This is a genomic window from Microbacterium sp. NPDC057944 (assembly GCF_042887445.1).
In the GTDB taxonomy this organism is placed as follows: Bacteria; Actinomycetota; Actinomycetes; order Actinomycetales; family Microbacteriaceae; genus Microbacterium; species Microbacterium natoriense.
Window position 1 is genome coordinate 380,986 of sequence record NZ_JBHVPJ010000002.1, and the last position, 18,495, is coordinate 399,480.

Consider the following 18,495-nt stretch of genomic DNA (forward strand, 5'->3'; position numbering starts at 1 on the left):
CATGAGCCCAGAAGATGGCAGGGTCGAGGACGACCCGTCGATGAGATGGAACGGCTGGGGCGACCCGGCGAAGGCGAAGGACCTCCCGCTCGCGGTGCGCACGCTGCTGCCCCTTCTGCTCGGACGCATCCGCAAGCCCGAGCAGGCCGCCGCCCTCGGCGAGGTCGTGCTCGGCTCCTCCGCACTCGACGACGACGATCTCGCCGCCTTTCAGGCAGCGGTGGGGGCACAGCACGTCGACCGTTCCGACGAGGCACGCATCCGTCACGCGGGAGGACGCTCCACGCCCGATCTGCTGCGGAGGCGGCGGATCGGTCAGGACGCGCCGGATGCGGTCATCCGACCCGCCGATCACGACGAGGTCCGCGCGTGCCTGCGCGTGGCTGCCGATCGCGGCGTCGCGGTGATCCCGTTCGGCGGAGGAACCAGCGTGGTCGGCGCCCTGGACCCCGAGCGCGGACGACACCACGCCGTCGTCAGCCTCGATCTGCGCAGGCTCAGCGGGCTCGTCCGGCTCGACGAGGTCAGCGGCGAAGCGGTCCTCGCGGCGGGCACCACCGGTCCCGAGGCGGAGGCGCTGCTCTCCGCTCACGGCCTCGAGCTCGGCCACTATCCGCAGAGCTTCCGCTATGCCACGATCGGCGGCTTCGCCGCTGCGCGGTCATCCGGTCAGAACTCCGCGGGCAACGGCCGCTTCGACACCATGGTGACCGGCATCCGCGTCGCGACGCCGACCGGAGACATCGCCCTCGGCCGCTCACCTGGTTCTGCCGCCGGGCCCGATCTGATCAGGGTCTTCCTCGGATCGGAGGGCATCTTCGGCGTGATCACCGAGGTGGCCGTGCGCGTGCATCCGATTCCGCGTGATCGCGTCTTCGAGTCGTGGTCCTTCCCCGACTTCGTGAGCGGCGCCGAGGGGCTCCGCCAAGTCGCCCAGCACGGGAACGGGCCGACCGTCATCCGCCTCTCCGACGAGGCGGAGACCGCGGTGAGCCTCGCTCAGGTCGGGAAGATCGGGAAGGCGCTCGCGAAGGGCGCCAGCGTCGTCACCGTCTACGAGGGCGACGACATCGCGGAGCGCCGGTCCAGGGTCAGCGCTCTGCTCGCGGCAGCAGGAGGCGTCTCCGCGGGCGAGGGAGCGGCGGAGGAGTGGTTGAAGGGGAGATTCGACGGACCGTACCTGCGCGATTCGCTCCTGGACGCCGGCGTCTTCTGCGAGACGCTCGAGACGGCGACGACCTGGTCGAACCTCTCGACGCTGCGATCGGCGGTGGAGGCCGCCCTGAAGGACGGCTTCGCGCAGGCAGGGGCCAGGTGCTACGTCATGTGCCATGTCTCGCACGTCTACCCGACGGGGGCATCGCTGTACTTCACGGTGCTGGCCGGCATCCGCTCCGACCCGCTCGCCGTGTGGGAGCCCGTCAAGGCGAGCGTCAACGACGCCATCCTCGCCGCGGGGGGCACCATCAGCCATCATCATGCGGTCGGGCGGGATCACGCCGCATGGCTGGAGCGCGAGATCGGGGAGACCGGCATCCGCATCCTGTCCGCGATCAAGCGGGAGCTGGATCCCTCGGAGATCATGAACCCGGGCGCTGTGATCCCGATCGAGCGGACGCGCTGACGTGGCCGAGCACATCGCCGTGCTCGCGAACCCGTTCTCCGGCAAGGGCCGAGGCAGGCGGGCGGCGGAAGCGGCGGTCGCGCACCTGCGCGATCGGGGCGCCGACGTGCGGGCGTACGCGGGCGGCTCAGCCGCCGACACCCATCGGCTCGCCGCAGCTGCCCTCGCCGACGCCCCGCGGGTGCTCGTCATCGTCGGAGGCGACGGCACCCTGTCGGGAGTGCTCGACGAACTGTGCGCGGCATCCGTTCCCCTCGTGCTCGTCCCGGCCGGGACGGGGAACGACCTCGCACGCGCGCTGGGGCTGCCGCGCGGAGACGCCTCGGCCGCGGCGGAGCTCGCGCTGACCGGGGTACCGCGTCCCATCGACGTGGGCGTCGTCGCCACCAGGGACTCGACGCGTCGGTTCCTGACGATCGCCGCACTCGGGTTCGATGCGAAGGTGAGCGATCGCACGAACCGCCTGAGATGGCCGCACGGCGCCCTGCGCTACTACCTCGCGCTCCTCATCGAACTCGCGCGTCTGCGTCCGATGGACTTCCGCCTGTCCGTCGACGGCGCCGACCCCGAGCACGCTCCGGGAACGCTGATCGCGGTGGGGAGCACGTCGAGCTACGGCGGGGGGATGCCGGTGTGCGCGGGCGCCATCCCCGATGACGGGCTCCTGGACGTGGTGCAGGTCGCGCCGATCGGTCGGATGAGGCTGCTGCGCCTGTTCCCGCTGCTGCTCCAGGGGCGGCATCTGGATCGTCGAGAGGTGAGGCACCGTCGCGCGAAGACCGTATCGGTGTCCGCTCCCGGGCTCGTGGTCTATGCCGACGGTGAGCGGATCGGCGAGGATGATTGCACCATCTCGCTGATTCCGGGCGCGCTCACGATGCTGGTGCCGAGGGAGAACAATGACTGAGTTCGACGAAGACGTCGTCATCGTGGGTTCCGGGTTCGGAGGCTCCGTCGCCGCACTGCGGCTGGCGGAGAAGGGCTACCGGGTTCGCGTGTACGAGGCCGGCCGCAGGTTCGAGGACGAGGACTTCGCGAAGACCAGCTGGAACGTGCGGCGGTACCTGTGGGCGCCGGCGTTCGGATGCTTCGGCGTGCAGCGCATCCATCGACTGCCGCACGTGATGATTCTGGCCGGTGCCGGGGTCGGTGGCGGATCGCTCAACTACGCGAACACGCTGTACCAGCCGGGCGCGAGCTTCTTCCAGGATCCGCAGTGGCGAGGCATAGCCGACTGGGAACGGGAGCTCTCCGCGCACTACGCAACGGCGAAGCGGATGCTCGGCGTCGTCGAGCACTATCCTCACACCGGTCCCGTCGAGCGGATCATGGCCGGGGCCGCGGAAGACCTCGGCGTGGGAGACACATTCCGGCGCGCACCGGTCGGCGTCTGGTTCGGAAAGCCGGGGGAGCGCACCCCCGATCCGTTCTTCGACGGAGAGGGTCCAGAGCGCACCGGATGCACGCTCTGCGGGAACTGCATGGTCGGATGCCGGGTCGGCGCGAAGAACACGCTCATGAAGAACTATCTCGCTCTGGCCGAGCGCCGCGGCGTCGCGATCGAGCCGCTGCGGACGGTCATCGACGTGGCCGAGCTCCCGGGCGGAGGGTTCGCCGTCACGACGCAGCGCAGCGGCACATGGCTCCGGCGAGGACGGCGGACCGTGACCGCCAGGCAGGTGGTGCTCGCCGCGGGCACGTGGGGGACGCAGCAGCTGCTGCACCGCATGAAGGAGTCGGGCTCGCTGCCGCGGATCTCCGATGCCGTCGGGCGCCTCACCCGGACGAACTCGGAGGCTCTCGACGGAGCGATAGCGACGAAGGTCCCCGAATCGCTGGAACTGGCGCGAGGGGTCGCGATCACCACGTCGTTCCACGTGGACGACCGCACCCACGTCGAGAACGTGCGCTACGGCCCCGGCTCGAACCTCATGGGCGCTCTCGCCACGGCTCTGGTCCCCGGCGACCGACGGCTCGGTGCTCGGCTGACGAGCCTCGCGGCACAGGTGCTCCGTTCGCCGGTGCGGCAGTTCCGACTCGGCAACCTTCGGCGCTGGAGCGAGCGCGGCATCATCGCTCTCGTCATGCAGACGGCGGACAACTCGCTCACGCTGTCCCTGCGCCGCCGCTTCGGCCGACTGGTGATGACCAGCGAGCAGGGACACGGCGAACCGAACCCGAGCTACCTCCCGCAGGCCCACGCGGCGGCCGCGGCCATCGCCGCACGTGTCGAGCGCGACGGCGGTGAGCCGGCCGAGGCCCGCGGCTCCTGGCCCGAGGTCTTCGGCATCCCGCTCACCGCGCACTTCCTCGGCGGAGCGGTGATCTCGTCGTCGCCGGAGGAGGGCGTCATCGACGCCTACCACCGTGTCTGGGGTCACCCTGGTCTGCACGTCGTCGACGGCTCCGCGGTCCCCGCGAATCCCGGGGTGAATCCTTCGCTCACCATCACCGCCCTCGCCGAGCGGGCTCTGTCGTACTGGCCGCGTGCGGGCGTCGAAGATGTGAGGCCGGTCCAGTAGGAGCACGCCACCGCACGCGCGCCTGGCGAGGAGTGCAGGGATACGCGAAACGCCTCATCCGACGTATGACGTCGGATGAGGCGTTTCGTCTCGCTTCGCTCGCTCAACGACCGGGGGTCAGCGGGCTTCGACACCCCTGATCTGCGGAGTGTGGAACGACCCGCCGAAGGCGCGCTCCGAGGCCCCTTCGCGGTCGAGGTACGGCGATGCGCCGCCGTCGATGAAGGGCCAGCCCGCACCGAGGATGAGGCACAGATCGATGTCCTCGACCTCGGGCACCACGCCCTCGTCCAGCATGAGCTTGATCTCGGTCGCCAGACCATCCTGAACACGCTGCAGGATCGTCGCTGCGGACGCGGGCGAGCTGCCCACCGCCGGCTTGAGGAGCTTCTCCGCCTGCTTGGTCCAGCCGGTCACGCGACCGCCCTTGTCCTTCTCCACGACCGCATCCAGCGCGGCCAGCTCGTGGAAGTTCTCGTTCGCGTAGAAGCGGTCGGGGAACGCGCGGACCATCGTGTCCTGCACGTGGGCGGCGACCTTCCAACCGACCAGGTCGATCAGCTGGAACGGGCCCATCGGCAGGCCGAGCGGACCGAAGGCCTTCTCGACATCCGCCACGGGGGTGCCCTCGTACACGGCACGAGCTGCCTCGCCCATGACCTTCGCAAGCAGACGGTTCACGACGAATCCGGGGGCGTCGGCGGTGAGCACCGCGTTCTTTCCCAGTCCCTTCGCGACCACGAACGCGGTCGACAGTGCGGCGTCAGACGTCGAGGGCGTCTTCACGATCTCGATCAGCGGCATCACCGCGACCGGGTTGAAGAAGTGGAAGCCCACGAGCCGCTCGGGGTGCGCGAGCTTCGAGCCGATCTCCTCGACGGACAGCGACGAGGTGTTGGTCGCGAGGATCGCGTCCTCGGCGATGATCTTCTCGATCTCGCCGAACACCTGCTGCTTGACGCCGACCTCCTCGAACACGGCTTCGATCACGAAGTCGCAGTCCGCGTAGAGGCTCTTGTCGGTGGTGCCGGTGACGAGGCCGCGCAGCTTGTTCGCCGAGTCGGCGTCCAGACGGCCCTTGGCCTCGAGCTTGCCGATCTCCTCGTGGATGTAGGCCACGCCCTTGTCGACGCGGGCCTGGTCGAGGTCGGTGATGAGCACGGGCACCTGGAGCTTGCGCACGAACAGGAGCGCGAACTGGCTGGCCATGAGGCCGGCGCCGATGATGCCGACCTTGGTGACCTTCTTGGCGAGAGCCTTGTCGGGTGCACCGACGGGGCGCTTGGCGCGCTTCTGCACCAGGTCGAACGCGTACATCGACGCGGCGAACTGGTCGCCGGTCACGAGCTCTGCGAGCGCCTCGTCCTCGCGGGCGAAGCCCTCGGCCTTGGTGCCGCTCTTCGCCTTGTCGAGAAGGTCGAGAGCCGCATAGGGCGACTTCGGCACCGTGCCGATCTTCGACTCGAGCATGCCGCGGGCCATCTTGATCGCGATCGGCCACTTGGTGAGCCGCTCGATCTTGCCCGGCTCGTTCTTGCGCTCGACCTTCCTCCCGCCGAGGACCGCATCGGCCCAGGCCAGCGAGTTCTCGAGGTAGTTCGCCGCCGGGAAGATGGCGTCGACCACTCCCAGATCGAAGGCCTGCTGGGGCTTGAGCATCCGGTTCTGCTTGAGCGGGTTCGAGATGACGACCTCGAGGGCGTTCTCGATGCCGATCAGGTTCGGCAGCAGATAGGCGCCGCCCCAGCCGGGGATGATGCCGAGGAAGACCTCGGGCAGGGCGATCGCCGCCGCGGAGGCGTCGACGGTCCGGTACGTCGAGTTCAGAGCGATCTCGAGGCCGCCGCCGAGCGCGAGGCCGTTGACGAAGGCGAACGACGGGACCCCGAGCTCGGAGAGCTTGCCGAGCACCTTGTGGCCCAGCTGAGCGATCAGGCGCGCGTTGTCGCGCGACCCGACCTTGCTGATGTCCGACAGGTCGGCGCCGGCGGCCAGGATGTACTGCTTGCCGGTGATGCCGACGGCCTGGATCTCGCCGGCTGCGGCGCGTGCCTTGAGTCCGTCGAGGGTGGCGCCGAGCTCGGTGAGCGTCGCCGGACCGAGGGTGTTCGGACGCGTGTGGTCGCGCCCGTTGTCGAGGGTGACGAGAGCGAGCACCTTGCCGGAGGCGAGGCGGATGTCGCGCACGGGGGAGTGCGTGATCACCTCGCCCTCGGTGAGCGCCTGGATGGGGGAGAAGTCGATGTCGTCGTAGTTGGTCATCGTGACTTACTTCCTCTTCTTGCCGTTGTAGTGCGGGTTCTCCCAGATGACGGAGCCGCCCTGACCGAGGCCGACGCACATCGCGGTGAGGCCGTAGCGCACGTCAGGACGCTCTGCGAACTGCGCGGCGAGCTGGATCATCAGGCGCACGCCGGACGCAGCGAGCGGGTGACCGAGCGCGATCGCACCGCCCCACTGGTTGACCCGGGGGTCGTCGTCGGCGATCCCGAAGTGGTCGAGCAGGGAGATCACCTGGATGGCGAAGGCCTCGTTGAGCTCGAACAGACCGATGTCGTCGATGGTGAGACCGGCCTTCTTGAGGGCCTTCTCGGTCGACGGGATCGGGCCGATGCCCATGATCTCCGGCTGCACGCCGGCGAAAGCGAACGACACCATGCGCATCTTGGGCGTGAGGCCGAACTCCTTCACCGCTCCGCCTCCGGCGAGCAGCGACATCGTCGCGCCGTCGGTGAGGGGAGAGGAGGTGCCGGCCGTGACGCGTCCGTGGGGACGGAACGGCGTCTTGAGGGCGGCGAGGTCCTCCATGGTCGTCTGCGGGCGGCGGCCCTCGTCCTCGGTCGCGAGGCCCCAGGCGCCGTCGGCATCCTTCGTCGCGACGGACACGAGGTCGGGCTGGATCTTGCCTGCGTCGTAGGCGGCCTGTACCTTGTGCTGGCTGAGCATGCCGAACCGGTCGGAGCGCTCCTTGGTGAGGTGCGGGAAGCGGTCGAAGATGCGCTCCGCCGTCACTCCCATGTTCAGCGCGCCGGGGTCGACCATGCGCTCCGCGACGAAGCGGGGGTTCGGGTCGGCGTTGCCGCCGATGGGGTGGTGCCCCATGTGCTCGACGCCGCCGGCGAGGGCGAAGTCGTACATGCCGATGCCGATCGATGCCGCCATCGTGGTGACGCTCGTCATGGCGCCGGCGCACATGCGCTCGACGGCGAGGCCGGGGACCGTCTGCGGAAGGCCGGCGAGGATCGCCACCGAGCGGCCGAGAGTGAGGCCCTGGTCTCCGGTCTGCGAGGTCGCGGCGATCGCGACGTCGTCGATGCGGTCGGCCGGGACGGCCGAGTTCCGCTCCATCAGGCCGATGGTCGCCTTCACGGCGAGGTCATCTGCGCGGGTGTTCCAGTACATGCCCTTTTCGCCGGCGCGCCCGAAGGGGGTGCGCACTCCATCGACGAAGAAGACGTCCGAGATCTCGGCCACTCTGCCTCCAAGTTTGTGCGGTGACCTCAGTCTAGGAAGGCCGCGGAGGCGGGAGGAATCGGTTGGATCGAACCTACGAAGCGGGTGTGGGGGTCTCGTCGGGCGATTGACCAGCCTCTACAAAGGCGTCGGCGATCTTCTGTGCAGTCTGTGCAATCTGCCACGGGCGCGCTCCCAGCGCGGCGAGCGCTGTGCCGACCTCTTCGACGGTCGTCCCCGGCAGATCCCACGCGATGCGACGGAGGAACTCCGGGGTGAGCAGATTCTCCGTGGGCATGCCGAGCTCCTCGGCGACGGCCTCCACCACGGGGCGTGCGGCCTTGAGCCGGGCGTCCGCCTCGGGATTGCGGTCGGCCCACGCGCGGGGCGGGGGCAGCGTGTCGCTGGGAACGCGCTCGCGCGGCAGCACCTCGGCGGCGCGCCCGTCGACGATCGCCTGCCACCACCGATCGATCTGGGTGCGGCTGGCCCTGCCCTGGAAGTCCTTGGTGCCGGCGAGCGCCGACTTGCTCTGCGGGTTGGCGAGCACGGCGGCCACCAGCGAACGATCGGGCACCAGCCTGCCGGGGGAGACGTCCTGCTCCTGCGCGAAGGCTTCACGCGCCCGCCACAGCTCGCGGGCAACGGCGAGGTTGCGCGCACCGCGCACCTGGTGGAGACCGCTCAGCCGACGCCACGGGTCCTCGCGGGGAGGCTTCGGCAGGCGGGTGATCGTGGCGGCGAACTCCTCCGCGGCGAACTCGGTCTTGCCCTGCTCCTCGAGCTCGGCGACCAGCACCTCCTGCACGTCGATGAGGTGGAGGACATCGAGCGCGGCGTACTCCAGCCAGGCCGGCGGCAGCGGCCGGGTCGACCAGTCGGATGCCGAGTGCTCCTTCTTCAGGACGATGCCGAGGGTCTCCTCGACGACGGCGGCGAGGCCGACGCGCTCGTGTCCGAGGAGTCGCGACGCCAGCTCGGTGTCGAAGATCGTCGCAGGGACCAGTTCGAGCTCACGCAGCGACGGCAGATCCTGGCTCGCCGCGTGGAACACCCACTCCACGTCGCCGATCGCGGCCTGCAGCGGTGCGAAGTCCCCGATGGCCGGAGGGTCGAAGAGGAAGACCCCCGCGCCCCTGCGGAACACCTGCACGAGGTACGCCCGCTGGGAGTAGCGGAACCCGGATGCCCGCTCCACGTCCACGGCGACGGGACCTGTGCCCTCGGCGAGTGCGGCGCATGCCGCCAGGAACTCCTCGGCATCCGAGATCACGGAGTATTCAGTCACGTGCAGCCTTTCGCGCGCCGATCACGGCGATGCCCTCGGATCCGGGCGGAAGACCCGCCAGCATTCCGACCAGTTCGGCCCATGCCTCGACGTGCGGTCTGAACGGGCCCTCTGGAGTCCAGGACGCCCGCAATTCTATCTGTGCGCCGTCGCCCTCGACGGCGAGCCCGCCGAAACCCTTCGACAGCGTCTTGGTCGAGGTGCCGGATGCAGAGTGGTAGATCGCATCCCTCGAGTCGAGAGCATCCACCAGCCAGGACCAGGCGACGTCCGCGAGCAGCGGGTCCGTGCCGATCTCCGGCTCGAGGGGAGCCTGGGCGAACAGCACGATGCGCCACGGGCCGTCCCACGGCGCCGGAGCATCGGGATCGTGGAGGAGGACGAAGCGCCCGGTGCCGTACACCGAGTCTCCGGTGTCGTCGGGGCGGACGTCCGCGGCGAGCGCGATCGCGAACGGGGCGAGGCCCTGGGGCGTGGTGATCTCCCGAACGGCGATGTCCGCACGGAAGGCGGTCTCACGCAGTTCGGCCACGGCGGCGTCGAAGAGGGTCCCGTCATCGGGCTGTGCGGTCACGGCAACAGGCTAGAGTCAGGAGGCGATGAAGAGTCTCAGGCACGCCGTTGCGCTCCTTGTCCCCGCACTGCTCGCGCTCGGGGCTGCGGTCGCCCTGCTCGTGTTCGGCACCGCGCGTCGCGTCGTCACCCCGGGCAGGAGGCCGCTGGACACGGTCATCCGCGCTGTCGACACGGGCGCGCAGACGATCGAGCTGCAGCGGACCCTCGACACGGAGCTCCCGGGGCGCTACGGCCTGTTCACGACCGGAACCTACGGCTACGTGAAGCTGGGCGCGGTGCTCAGCGCAGATGCCACGACGGTGCGGCGCAAGCTGCTCACGCAGATCGAGCCGGGCGCCAGGGTCGACCGGGGTGCGACGTTCAGCGGCTACTACTACTCGACCCCGAGCGAGCTGCACCTGCGCTGGGAGAACGTCCTGATCGGATCGCCCGCCGGTCCGTGCCCTGCGTGGTACTTCCCCGGGGAGTCGTCGACGTGGGTGATCCAGGTCCACGGGCGCGGAGCGGTGCGGGCGGAGTGCCTCAGGGCCGTGCCGGTGCTGCACGCCGCGGGGCTCCCGAACCTCGTGGTGTCGTATCGCAACGACGGCGAGGCGCCACGGAGCAGAGCCGGCGCGTATGCGCTGGGTGCTGCGGAGTGGCGCGACGTGGACACGGCGATCTCCTATGCGCTGCGCCACGGCGCCGACCGCGTCATCCTGATGGGCTGGTCGATGGGCGGAGCGATCTCGCTGCAGACCGCGGTCAACTCGGCGAATCGCAGCAGGATCGTCGGACTCATCCTCGAGTCGCCGGTGGTCGACTGGCGCAGCGTCCTGCGGTTCCAGGCGAGGGAATCCGGACTCAGGGGGCCGCTGCCGGACATGGCCATGGGCGCCCTCCAGCTCCCGCTCACCGCGCGCCTGAGCGGCGCGGACGACGCCATCTCCTTCGATCGGCTCGACATGGTGGCCAGGGCCGAGGAGCTCGACGTGCCGATCCTCATCCTGCACAGCGACGACGACGGCTTCGTCCCGTCAGACGCCTCCCACTCACTCCAGCAGGCCCGTCCGGACATCGTGACGATGCCGCGTTTCACGGTGGCCCGGCACACCAAGCTGTGGAACTACGACCAGACGGCGTGGACATCTTCCATCACCGATTGGGTGAGCGGGAACGGCTTCAGCTCTTCTGCCTGACCTGGTTCTTGGCGCGCATCAGCATGCCCGTCATGCCGCCGATGCGCAGCGGGGAGACGAGCTTGGTCAGGCCGATCGACTGCGGGTAGTCCTCGGGGATCGAGAGGACCTCGTCGACGGTGAGTCCGGAGATCCCCTGCACCAGAATGCTGGCGAAGCCCCTGGTCGTCGGGGCCTCCGGGGGAGCGGTCGCGTGCATCGTCACGACGCCGTCGTGCACCTCGACGTAGATGTAGACGGGGGACTGGCACTCGGCGACCCGCTCGCACATCTCCGGATGCGCGGCGACCTCGTCCGACACGGCGGGCAGCTCGTCCGCGAACTCGAGCAGGAGCAGGAGCCGATCTGGCTCCGGGGTCTCCAGAAAGGAATCGCGGATCTCGGCGAGGACGTCGGGGACGGTGCTGGTGCTCATCCCTGACATTCTCGCACCGTCAGAGGGCGCCGGGCTCTGCCCCGGTGACGATCGGCACGCGCACCGCGCTGCCCCATTCGGTCCAGGAGCCGTCGTAGTTGCGGACGTTCTCGAACCCGAGCAGGTGCGTCAGCACGAACCAGGTGTGGCTGGAGCGCTCCCCGATGCGGCAGTACGCGACGACCTGGTCGCCGTCGGCGAGGCCCGCGCCGTCGCGGTAGATGGCGTCCAGCTCGGCACGCGGCTTGAAGCCGCCGTCCTCGGCGACCGCCTTGCCCCACGGCACGCTCTGCGCCGTGGGGATGTGGCCGGCGCGAAGGGCGCCTTCCTCGGGATAGGCCGGAGCGGTGGTGCGCTCACCGCTGTACTCCTCGGGGGAGCGCACGTCGATTAGCGGGTTGCCGATGTGGGCGAGCACGTCCTCCTTGTAGGCGCGGATGACGGAGTCGTCGCGCTCGACCACGGGGTACTCGGTCGCGGGGCGGACGGTGGCTTCGCGGGTGATCTCGCGTCCCTCCGCGATCCAGCGGTCGCGGCCGCCGTCGAGGAGGCGCACGTCCTCGTGGCCGAAGAGCGAGAAGACCCACAGCGCGTAGGCCGCCCACCAGTTGTTCTTGTCGCCGTAGATCACGACGGTGTCGTCGCGGGAGATGCCCTTGCTGCTCAGGAGCGTCGCGAAGCCCTCGCCGTCGACGTAGTCGCGGACGACAGGGTCGTTGAGCTCGGTGTGCCAGTCCACCTTCACGGAGCCCGGGATGTGTCCCGTCTCGTAGAGCAGCACGTCTTCATCGGACTCGACCACGACGAGTCCCGGATCGCCGAGGTGCGCGGCGAGCCAGTCGGTGGTGACCAGACGGCCGGGTTCCGCGTACTCGGCGAACTTGGACGAAGACGAATCGAACTCGATGGCCACAGGGATCTCCTCAGACGTTGAGCGGGCGATGACGCAGGTGCGGACGGCGTAGTGTTGAGCCGTCCCTTCGACGATAGATCCCCGCTGCGCCTCCGGCACCGGATTCGTAAGACTTCGACACAGGAAAACGATGACTGACACCACCACCGCCACGGGCGTCGTGCACCTGACCGAGCGCCAGCCGACCGTCACCGGTCCCGAGATGCTCGCGAGCCTGGTGCCCCCGCCCCAGTTCGATGGAGCGACGTTCGACAGCTATCGCGCGGACGCCGCGTACCCCTCTCAGGAGGAGGCGAAGGAGACCCTGATCCGGTTCGCAGGGCGCGGTGCGCCGGTGAAGCGCGGAGGTCTGTTCAGCCGGGCGAAGAAGGAACCCGAGATCAAGCCGGGCGTGTACCTCGACGGAGGCTTCGGCGTCGGCAAGACGCACCTCCTCGCCTCGATCTATCACGCGATGCCCGCGCGCAGGAAGTACTTCGGCTCGTTCATCGAGTACACCGCCCTGGTGGGCGCACTCGGGTACAAGAACACGGTCGACCTGCTGAAGGGCGCCGATCTGCTCTGCATCGACGAGTTCGAACTCGACGATCCCGGCGACACCATGGTGATGACGCGCCTCCTCGGCGAGCTCGTCCCCACCGGGACCAAGCTCGCGGCGACCTCGAACACCCCGCCGAACGCGCTCGGAGAGGGGCGCTTCGCCGCGCAGGACTTCCTGCGGGAGATCCACGCGATGTCCGACAGCTTCGAGACGCTGCGGATCGACGGCGTCGACTTCCGGCAGCGTGCGCTCGACGGCCACGCCGTCGTGTCGTCCGATGCGGAGTACGCCGACGCCATCGCGAAGGGTGCGACCGGGGGCGCGGCATCCGATGACGCGTTCGGCGACGTGATCTCCCACCTCGCCCGCGTGCACCCCTCGCGGTACATCCGTCTGATCACGGGCCTCGGGCTCGTGGGCCTTCGCGATGTGCGCGTGCTGACCGATCAATCGGAGGCGCTGCGTTTCGTCGCCTTCGTCGACCGGGTCTACGACGCGCAGATCCCGATCGTGGCCACCGGTGTCAGCCTGGATCAGGTCTTCGCCGAGGAGATGCTCGGCGGCGGATACCGCAAGAAGTACCTGCGGGCGATCTCGCGTCTGAACGCCCTCACCCACGCCGAACGCTGACCTGCGTAACGCGATGTTCACACGGGCGCTCGGCCTGTAACGTGCGCGCAACAAACTTCACGCATCCCGGAAATCGGGTGTCGCCACACTGAACCTCACAGTTTCCCGAATGTGAGGTTTACACATGGATGCACCCGGCAACATCTCCTGGGCGATCACAGCGACGGCTCTCGTGCTGCTGATGACGCCCGGAGTCGCCTTCTTCTACGGAGGCCTCGTCAAGGCGAAGAGCGTCGTGAGCATGATGATGATGAGCTTCGGCTCGATCGGTCTCGTCGCGGTGCTCTGGATTCTCTTCGGATTCTCGATGAGCGCCGTCGACAGCCCGACCGCCTTCGCAGGCAACCCCTTCGCAGACTTCGGCCTGAGCTCGCTGGCCAGCGGCGAGGGATCCAACGTCGCCCTGCTCGGCGTCGCGTACGGTGCGACCTTCGCGATCATCACGGTCGCACTGATCTCCGGCGCGATCGCCGACCGCGCGAAGTTCGGATCCTGGCTGATCTTCGCCGGCGTGTTCGCGACGGTCGGCTACTTCCCGGTGGCCGCGTGGGTCTGGGGCGGCGGCTGGATCATGAATCTCGGCACCACCCTGTTCGGCGAGGACAGCGGCATCGCCGTCATCGACTACGCCGGTGGAACCGCCGTGCACATCAACGCGGGTGCGGCGGCCCTCGCGCTGGCGATCGTCCTCGGCAAGCGCATCGGCTTCCAGAAGGGCATCCTGAAGCCCCACAACGTCCCGCTGACGCTCCTGGGGGCCGCCCTGCTGTGGTTCGGGTGGTTCGGCTTCAACGCGGGTGCGGAGTGGCTCGCTGAGGACATGGGCGGCGTCGGTCTGATCGGCCTCAACACCCTGGGCGCCACCGCGGCGGCGATCCTCGGCTGGATCCTCGTCGAGCGCATCAAGGACGGCAAGGCGACCTCTGTCGGGGCGGCGTCCGGTGCGGTTGCCGGTCTCGTGGCCATCACTCCGGCCTGCGCGAACCTGACGCCGGGGTGGTCGCTGCTGCTCGGCGCCCTGGCCGGCATCCTGTGCGCGCTGGCGGTCGAGCTGAAGTTCCGCCTGGGCTTCGACGACTCGCTCGACGTGGTGGGCATCCACCTCGTCGGCGGCCTGTTCGGCACGCTCTACCTCGGACTCTTCGCGACCGGCACCGGCCTCTTCGTCGGTGGCGACCTCCGCCAGCTGGCGGTGCAGGCGATCGCCGCCGTGGGCGTGCTGCTCTACTCGTTCATCATCTCCTTCGCGATCGGCTTCGCGATCGAGAAGACGATCGGGTTCCGCATCACGAACGAGGACGAGATCGCAGGAGTCGACCTGGTCGTGCACGGCGAAGAGGGGTACGCGCTCGCGGACGCGTGAGCGCCTACAGCATCGTCGTGCGAACGCGGAAGGGCGTCTCGGTTCCCCTGAACCGAGACGCCCTTCCGGCGTGCGCTGGCGTGGAGCGGCAGCGGATAGGGTGACCCTGTGGGCAATGGCAACGGCATCCTGACCTCGATCCTCGAGATCCTCCTCAAGGCGGTGGGATCCGGGCGACGAACCCCCTCCCAGGGCTCTCCGACACGCCCGAGGGCGCGCCTGAAGACGGATGCCGAGCGCACCGGCTCCGCGGATTCCGGGCATGTCGTCGAGCCGGGGCAGGCCGCGGGCACCGACACCGTGCGCATCGATCCGGAGCGCATCCGCGACCTGCGGATCTCCTATGCGCCGGCACGTGACGGCGCTCCGGACGCCGGCGAGGTCATCTGGACCTGGGTGCCCTATGAGGAGAACGACGGCAGGGGCAAGGACCGGCCGGTGCTCGTGATCGGCCGCCAGTCATCGGACCGCGTGTACGCGGTGCGGATGACCAGCAAGGCGCACGAACGGGACAGGGACTTCCTGTCGATCGGCTCCGGCTCCTGGGACTCGCAGGGCAGGGAATCGTGGGTCGACATCGAGCAGTTGTACAGCGTCCACGAGCGCGGGCTGAGGCGCGAAGCCGCCGTCCTGGACAAGGTCCGTTTCGGCCGGGTCGCCGGCGCGCTCAGCCGGCGTTACGGCTGGCGAGCTGAGGGCTGAGCGCGGGGAAGGCCTGAAGCACCATCTCCACGAGCTCGCTCGCCGGCCTCGTGAGCGGATCGGTGGCGGGGATGCCGAGCTCCCCTTCGATCTCGTCGATCGCAGCGGCGAGCTGGGGAGCGGTGAGATCCTCGTGGTTGACCGTGATGCCGATCACGCGGGTGTCGGCGAACGACTCGATAAGCGCCACCTCGCTCGCGACGGACGGCATCGCGACCATCGGGAAGTCTCCGAGCGTCTTGCGGGCCGGTGCGTGCTGCACGATGACGGCTTCGGGGCGGCTTCCCCGGAGGATGTGCGCCGAGGTCAGGTACGCGGGGTGGCTGAGTGCGCCCTGTCCTTCGACGATGATCACGTCGGGATTTTCGCCCTCGAAGGCCGCGACGACCTGGTTCTCGACCTCGCCCGAGCAGAACTGCGGCACGAGTGCGTCGAGGGCGACACCGTAGCGTCCGCCCTGGATGATCGTGGTCTGGCCGGTGCCGACGAGGACCGCCCGGATGCCGGCGTCGGTGAGGGCGCGGACGAGGAGCGTCGCGGTGGTCCGCTTGCCGATGGCGCCGTCGGTGCCGAGGATCGCGATCCGAGGGCAGGTCACGTCGAAGATCCGACCGGAGAAGAGGTGGAGGTCCTTCTTGTCGCGCGGGCGGCGCACATCGGTGATGGTGGCTCCTGCGGCGATGCTCGCCGAGACGAACTCGGCATCGTCGCCGAGGAACTCGTGCAGGCCGCTGACGATGTGCATGCCTCGCGAGATGCCGTCGAGCAGTGCCCGGCGCACGGCGGGGGAGATGAGCCCGTCGGCGGGGGCGACACCGCAGATGAGGTAGTCGGGCACCCGCCCGGCGTTGACGATCGCCTGGGCGAGATTCGCGAGGATCGGGATGCCGTTGTCCGCGCCGTCGAGGAACGCACCCGTGTCCTGGAACGCGCGTGTGCTGTCGATGACGCTGAGGATCTCGTACTTCTCGGAGTGGCGCACGAGCCCGTTGGCGGTCTTGCCGTCCTGCTCGCCGAACTGTCCCTCGCAGTACACCACGGCCGTCGAACCGGCGGGAAGCGTCGCGGGGAGCGCCCAGTCGAGCGCAGAGGAGTCGATCGGGTCGGAAAGGGAATGGGCGGGCATGGCGCGCTCCTAGGATCACCCAGAGGAGGCGACGGAGAACGAAATGGCCGGTGGGGCCCGTTGGTCGACAAGAAGTCTTCCCTGACGTCGACGAGGTGCCGACCCGGTCACCGTAGCAGTCGAGCCTGGGACTACCCCGCGAACCCGGTCGACGCCGTGGCGACCCCGCGCTGACGACTCATCGTCCAGACCAGTGCGGCCGCGGCGAGGAGGGCGAGCAGCAGGCCTCCGGCGGTGGCCGCGAGCTGCGCGGCGCCCCGTTCGGGAAGGAGGAATCCGTACGGGACCCATCCGTCCGTCGCGCCGCGGACGAGCGTCACGACGAGCCAGGTCAGCGGATAGGGGAGGACGATCCAGAGCCGCCTCCAGGGCAGCGGCGGCCGATCGCCGACGAGGAGCCAGTCCAGCACCAGCAGCACGGGGAAGACGAGGTGCAGCGTGATGCTGACCCATGCGGGAGCGGTTCCTGTGCCCGGGACGATGAGGTTGTAGATCAGCGCGACGATGATCATGCAGGTGACGGCCGCGCCGCGCGCCTGCGGCATCCAGTCCGGCACCGTGCGCGGGACTGCCGCCGCAGCCCCGCTCGCGATCAGGATCAGGCCGGTCAGCAGGCTGGTGAGGTTCGTGAAGTAGCCGAAGTAGTCGAACGGATTCGCGCCCTGTGCCGGGATGCCGATCGCATACGTGTAGATCAGGATGCCGATGACGACGGCCCCGACGAGCATGCGTGCGATGGCGACGGGGCGAGAGGCGGGGCGGATCTCGGGCACGTCCCCAGGCTATGCGGGGAAGGCGGCAATCCGTTTCCCCCTGCGCTCCGAACCAGCTGTGAGTCGCGATCCGCGGCGCAGCTAAGGAGGAATCATGCGTTTCATCCCCACCAAGGTCCACGGTGCCCTCGACTACATCGTCGGCGTGGCGTTGATCGCCGCACCGTGGCTGTTCGGCTTCTCCAGCGTCGGGGGCGCTGCCGTCGTCATCCCGATCGTGCTCGGAATCGGGCTCATCGTCTACAGCCTCTTCACCAAGTACGAGTGGGGTCCGTTCGGGTTCATCCCGATGCCCGTCCACCTCGTGTTCGACATCGTGGCGAGCCTGTTCCTCGCACTGTCGCCGTGGCTGTTCGGCTTCTCGGGACAGGCGCTCAACGTCTGGCTGCCGCACGTCGTGGTCGGCGTCGCGGTGATCGTGGTCGTGCTGTTCTCGCAACCCCAGCCGGCCCGCGCGAAGGTCTCTGCGGCTCACGCGTGAGAGCGACGACGGCGCTGCCGGACCTGTCCGGTGGCGCCGTCATCGGCGTGTGAGGTCACCGAAGGGCATCGCTCAGCCAGCGGGCGTAGAGCGTCCACGGCTCGCCCCGTTCGCGCAGAGCCGCGATATGCGCTCTCACCTCGTCGGTCAGGGTGAACCACTCGCCGCCCTCCCTGGCCGAGGCGAACTCTCGATGTCGCTGCTGTTCGAGGTCCCTGCCTCCCTGTTCGAAGGCGAGGAGCTCGTCGTGCCGGATGCTCGCGAGGCGCTGCCGTGGCCTCCGGCTCGTGCCGATCTTCACCCGGCGGTCGTATCGGAGGTAGTAGACCACTTCGATCACGGGAAGAGGCAGGTCGGGGTCAGGTGCGTCTCCGTAGCGCCAGCCGCAGTCGGCGCAGATCAGGGAACCTTCGCGCCGCGTGCCGCGCAGACCCCCGCAGAGTCCGCAAGGCCCGGGCAGTGGAGGAAGGTCTGACACGGTGTGAACGGTAGTCGTGGGCTCCGACACCCGAGGCCGACCCGGTCGGAGCTTCGGCCGCTGTGAGACGAAGAAACCCCGCGGAGCCGAAGCTCTGCGGGGTTCTGTGGTGGGCGATACCGGACTCGAACCGATGACCTCTTCCGTGTGAAGGAAGCGCGCTACCAACTGCGCCAATCGCCCATACCCGTGGGGTACGTCAACCGATACTACCCGACCGTCGGAGGCCCTGTTGACCAGATCGCGGGACACGCGCGAGATTCGGGTCTGGTTTTGACAACCGCCGATCGTCGGCTAATGTTTATCAAGTGCTCGGGGCAACAACCCGGGAACAACGCGGATGTAGCGCAGTTGGTAGCGCACAACCTTGCCAAGGTTGGGGTCGCGAGTTCGAGTCTCGTCATCCGCTCAAGTGCAGGGGCCTTCTTCGGA

17 protein-coding genes and 2 tRNA genes are annotated in these 18,495 nt (G+C 68.9%); 9 read left to right on the forward strand and 10 right to left on the reverse strand.

Annotated elements, in window-relative coordinates:
* Window position 1 precedes the first annotated feature (1 nt).
* Genes ACFVRO_RS11210 through ACFVRO_RS11220 form a run of 3 tightly spaced genes read left to right on the forward strand, consistent with a single transcriptional unit; the run spans window position 2 to window position 4,146 of the window.
* Window positions 2–1,624 (forward strand): FAD-binding oxidoreductase, encoded by a 1,623-nt coding sequence (locus ACFVRO_RS11210; RefSeq protein ID WP_386952254.1) that lies wholly within the window; start codon window positions 2–4, stop codon window positions 1,622–1,624.
* 1 nt (window position 1,625) lies between these two features.
* Window positions 1,626–2,531: a diacylglycerol kinase gene (locus ACFVRO_RS11215; RefSeq protein WP_386952257.1), complete on the forward strand. Its 906-nt coding sequence runs from the start codon at window positions 1,626–1,628 to the stop codon at window positions 2,529–2,531.
* Entirely contained in the window at window positions 2,524–4,146 is a 1,623-nt protein-coding gene (locus ACFVRO_RS11220; RefSeq protein ID WP_386952260.1) for an FAD-dependent oxidoreductase, read from the forward strand. The genes ACFVRO_RS11215 and ACFVRO_RS11220 overlap by 8 nt, the downstream gene beginning before the upstream one ends.
* 117 nt (window positions 4,147–4,263) lie before the next feature.
* Here ACFVRO_RS11220 and ACFVRO_RS11225 read toward each other — a convergent pair whose 3' ends face one another.
* The 4 genes from ACFVRO_RS11225 to ACFVRO_RS11240 form a co-directional block, all read right to left on the reverse strand.
* Window positions 4,264–6,408: a 3-hydroxyacyl-CoA dehydrogenase NAD-binding domain-containing protein gene (locus ACFVRO_RS11225; protein ID WP_386952263.1), complete on the reverse strand. Its 2,145-nt coding sequence runs from the start codon at window positions 6,406–6,408 to the stop codon at window positions 4,264–4,266.
* A 6-nt stretch (window positions 6,409–6,414) separates the two neighbouring features.
* A complete protein-coding gene (locus ACFVRO_RS11230; protein WP_341942084.1) occupies window positions 6,415–7,620 on the reverse strand; it encodes a thiolase family protein in 1,206 nt (401 codons plus the stop codon).
* Between the two features lie 73 nt (window positions 7,621–7,693).
* Window positions 7,694–8,887, reverse strand: coding sequence for a ribonuclease D (locus ACFVRO_RS11235; RefSeq protein WP_386952266.1), 1,194 nt, complete (start codon window positions 8,885–8,887; stop codon window positions 7,694–7,696).
* Window positions 8,880–9,461, reverse strand: coding sequence for a DUF3000 domain-containing protein (locus ACFVRO_RS11240; protein ID WP_223586378.1), 582 nt, complete (start codon window positions 9,459–9,461; stop codon window positions 8,880–8,882). The genes ACFVRO_RS11235 and ACFVRO_RS11240 overlap by 8 nt, the downstream gene beginning before the upstream one ends.
* A gap of 25 nt (window positions 9,462–9,486) precedes the next feature.
* Here ACFVRO_RS11240 and ACFVRO_RS11245 point away from each other — a divergent pair, with 25 nt between their 5' ends.
* Complete coding sequence (locus ACFVRO_RS11245) at window positions 9,487–10,641, forward strand: alpha/beta hydrolase (RefSeq protein WP_386952269.1); 1,155 nt, start codon at window positions 9,487–9,489, stop codon at window positions 10,639–10,641.
* Here ACFVRO_RS11245 and ACFVRO_RS11250 read toward each other — a convergent pair.
* Together ACFVRO_RS11250 and ACFVRO_RS11255 are read right to left on the reverse strand one after the other, a co-directional pair.
* Window positions 10,625–11,056 carry a SufE family protein gene (locus ACFVRO_RS11250; protein ID WP_105673086.1) on the reverse strand — a complete coding sequence of 144 codons (432 nt, stop codon included), beginning with the start codon at window positions 11,054–11,056 and terminating at the stop codon, window positions 10,625–10,627. The genes ACFVRO_RS11245 and ACFVRO_RS11250 overlap by 17 nt on opposite strands.
* 19 nt (window positions 11,057–11,075) lie before the next feature.
* Window positions 11,076–11,969 carry a sulfurtransferase gene (locus tag ACFVRO_RS11255; RefSeq protein WP_386952271.1) on the reverse strand — a complete coding sequence of 298 codons (894 nt, stop codon included), beginning with the start codon at window positions 11,967–11,969 and terminating at the stop codon, window positions 11,076–11,078.
* Between the two features lie 130 nt (window positions 11,970–12,099).
* Here ACFVRO_RS11255 and zapE point away from each other — a divergent pair, with 130 nt between their 5' ends.
* The 3 genes from zapE (at window position 12,100) to ACFVRO_RS11270 (ending at window position 15,205) form a co-directional block, all read left to right on the forward strand.
* Window positions 12,100–13,140: a cell division protein ZapE gene (zapE, locus tag ACFVRO_RS11260; protein ID WP_105673088.1), complete on the forward strand. Its 1,041-nt coding sequence runs from the start codon at window positions 12,100–12,102 to the stop codon at window positions 13,138–13,140.
* A gap of 124 nt (window positions 13,141–13,264) precedes the next feature.
* Complete coding sequence (locus ACFVRO_RS11265; RefSeq protein ID WP_386952274.1) at window positions 13,265–14,503, forward strand: ammonium transporter; 1,239 nt, start codon at window positions 13,265–13,267, stop codon at window positions 14,501–14,503.
* 108 nt (window positions 14,504–14,611) lie between these two features.
* Window positions 14,612–15,205: a type II toxin-antitoxin system PemK/MazF family toxin gene (locus tag ACFVRO_RS11270; RefSeq protein WP_386952276.1), complete on the forward strand. Its 594-nt coding sequence runs from the start codon at window positions 14,612–14,614 to the stop codon at window positions 15,203–15,205.
* Here the strand turns inward: ACFVRO_RS11270 and ACFVRO_RS11275 are convergent.
* Together ACFVRO_RS11275 and ACFVRO_RS11280 are read right to left on the reverse strand one after the other, a co-directional pair.
* A complete protein-coding gene (locus ACFVRO_RS11275; protein WP_386952284.1) occupies window positions 15,171–16,331 on the reverse strand; it encodes a DUF1611 domain-containing protein in 1,161 nt (386 codons plus the stop codon). The two genes, ACFVRO_RS11270 and ACFVRO_RS11275, sit on opposite strands and share 35 nt — an antisense overlap.
* 131 nt (window positions 16,332–16,462) lie before the next feature.
* Window positions 16,463–17,104 (reverse strand): Pr6Pr family membrane protein, encoded by a 642-nt coding sequence (locus ACFVRO_RS11280; RefSeq protein ID WP_386952286.1) that lies wholly within the window; start codon window positions 17,102–17,104, stop codon window positions 16,463–16,465.
* A gap of 94 nt (window positions 17,105–17,198) precedes the next feature.
* Between ACFVRO_RS11280 and ACFVRO_RS11285 the strand changes: the two genes are divergently transcribed.
* The gene (locus ACFVRO_RS11285; protein WP_386952289.1) at window positions 17,199–17,585 is read left to right on the forward strand and encodes an SPW repeat protein; all 387 of its coding nucleotides are present in this window, start codon (window positions 17,199–17,201) and stop codon (window positions 17,583–17,585) included.
* 55 nt (window positions 17,586–17,640) lie between these two features.
* On the opposite strand, the gene ACFVRO_RS11290 is transcribed toward ACFVRO_RS11285, so the two are convergent.
* A complete protein-coding gene (locus ACFVRO_RS11290; RefSeq protein WP_386952291.1) occupies window positions 17,641–17,925 on the reverse strand; it encodes a GIY-YIG nuclease family protein in 285 nt (94 codons plus the stop codon).
* 245 nt (window positions 17,926–18,170) lie between these two features.
* Window positions 18,171–18,246: transfer RNA gene (locus ACFVRO_RS11295), tRNA-Val, on the reverse strand.
* Between the two features lie 153 nt (window positions 18,247–18,399).
* On the opposite strand from ACFVRO_RS11295, the gene ACFVRO_RS11300 reads away from it, so the two are divergent.
* Window positions 18,400–18,472: transfer RNA gene (locus tag ACFVRO_RS11300), tRNA-Gly, on the forward strand.
* Window positions 18,473–18,495 lie beyond the last annotated feature (23 nt).

Coding starts and splice junctions, on each gene's coding strand:
- ACFVRO_RS11210 (WP_386952254.1), top strand. CDS start 2: ATGAGCCCAGAAGATGGCAGGGTCGAGGACGACCCGTCGATGAGATGG.
- ACFVRO_RS11225 (WP_386952263.1), bottom strand. CDS start 6,408: ATGACCAACTACGACGACATCGACTTCTCCCCCATCCAGGCGCTCACC.
- ACFVRO_RS11245 (WP_386952269.1), top strand. CDS start 9,487: ATGAAGAGTCTCAGGCACGCCGTTGCGCTCCTTGTCCCCGCACTGCTC.
- ACFVRO_RS11275 (WP_386952284.1), bottom strand. CDS start 16,331: ATGCCCGCCCATTCCCTTTCCGACCCGATCGACTCCTCTGCGCTCGAC.
- zapE (WP_105673088.1), top strand. CDS start 12,100: ATGACTGACACCACCACCGCCACGGGCGTCGTGCACCTGACCGAGCGC.
- ACFVRO_RS11250 (WP_105673086.1), bottom strand. CDS start 11,056: ATGAGCACCAGCACCGTCCCCGACGTCCTCGCCGAGATCCGCGATTCC.
- ACFVRO_RS11220 (WP_386952260.1), top strand. CDS start 2,524: ATGACTGAGTTCGACGAAGACGTCGTCATCGTGGGTTCCGGGTTCGGA.
- ACFVRO_RS11265 (WP_386952274.1), top strand. CDS start 13,265: ATGGATGCACCCGGCAACATCTCCTGGGCGATCACAGCGACGGCTCTC.
- ACFVRO_RS11285 (WP_386952289.1), top strand. CDS start 17,199: ATGCGTTTCATCCCCACCAAGGTCCACGGTGCCCTCGACTACATCGTC.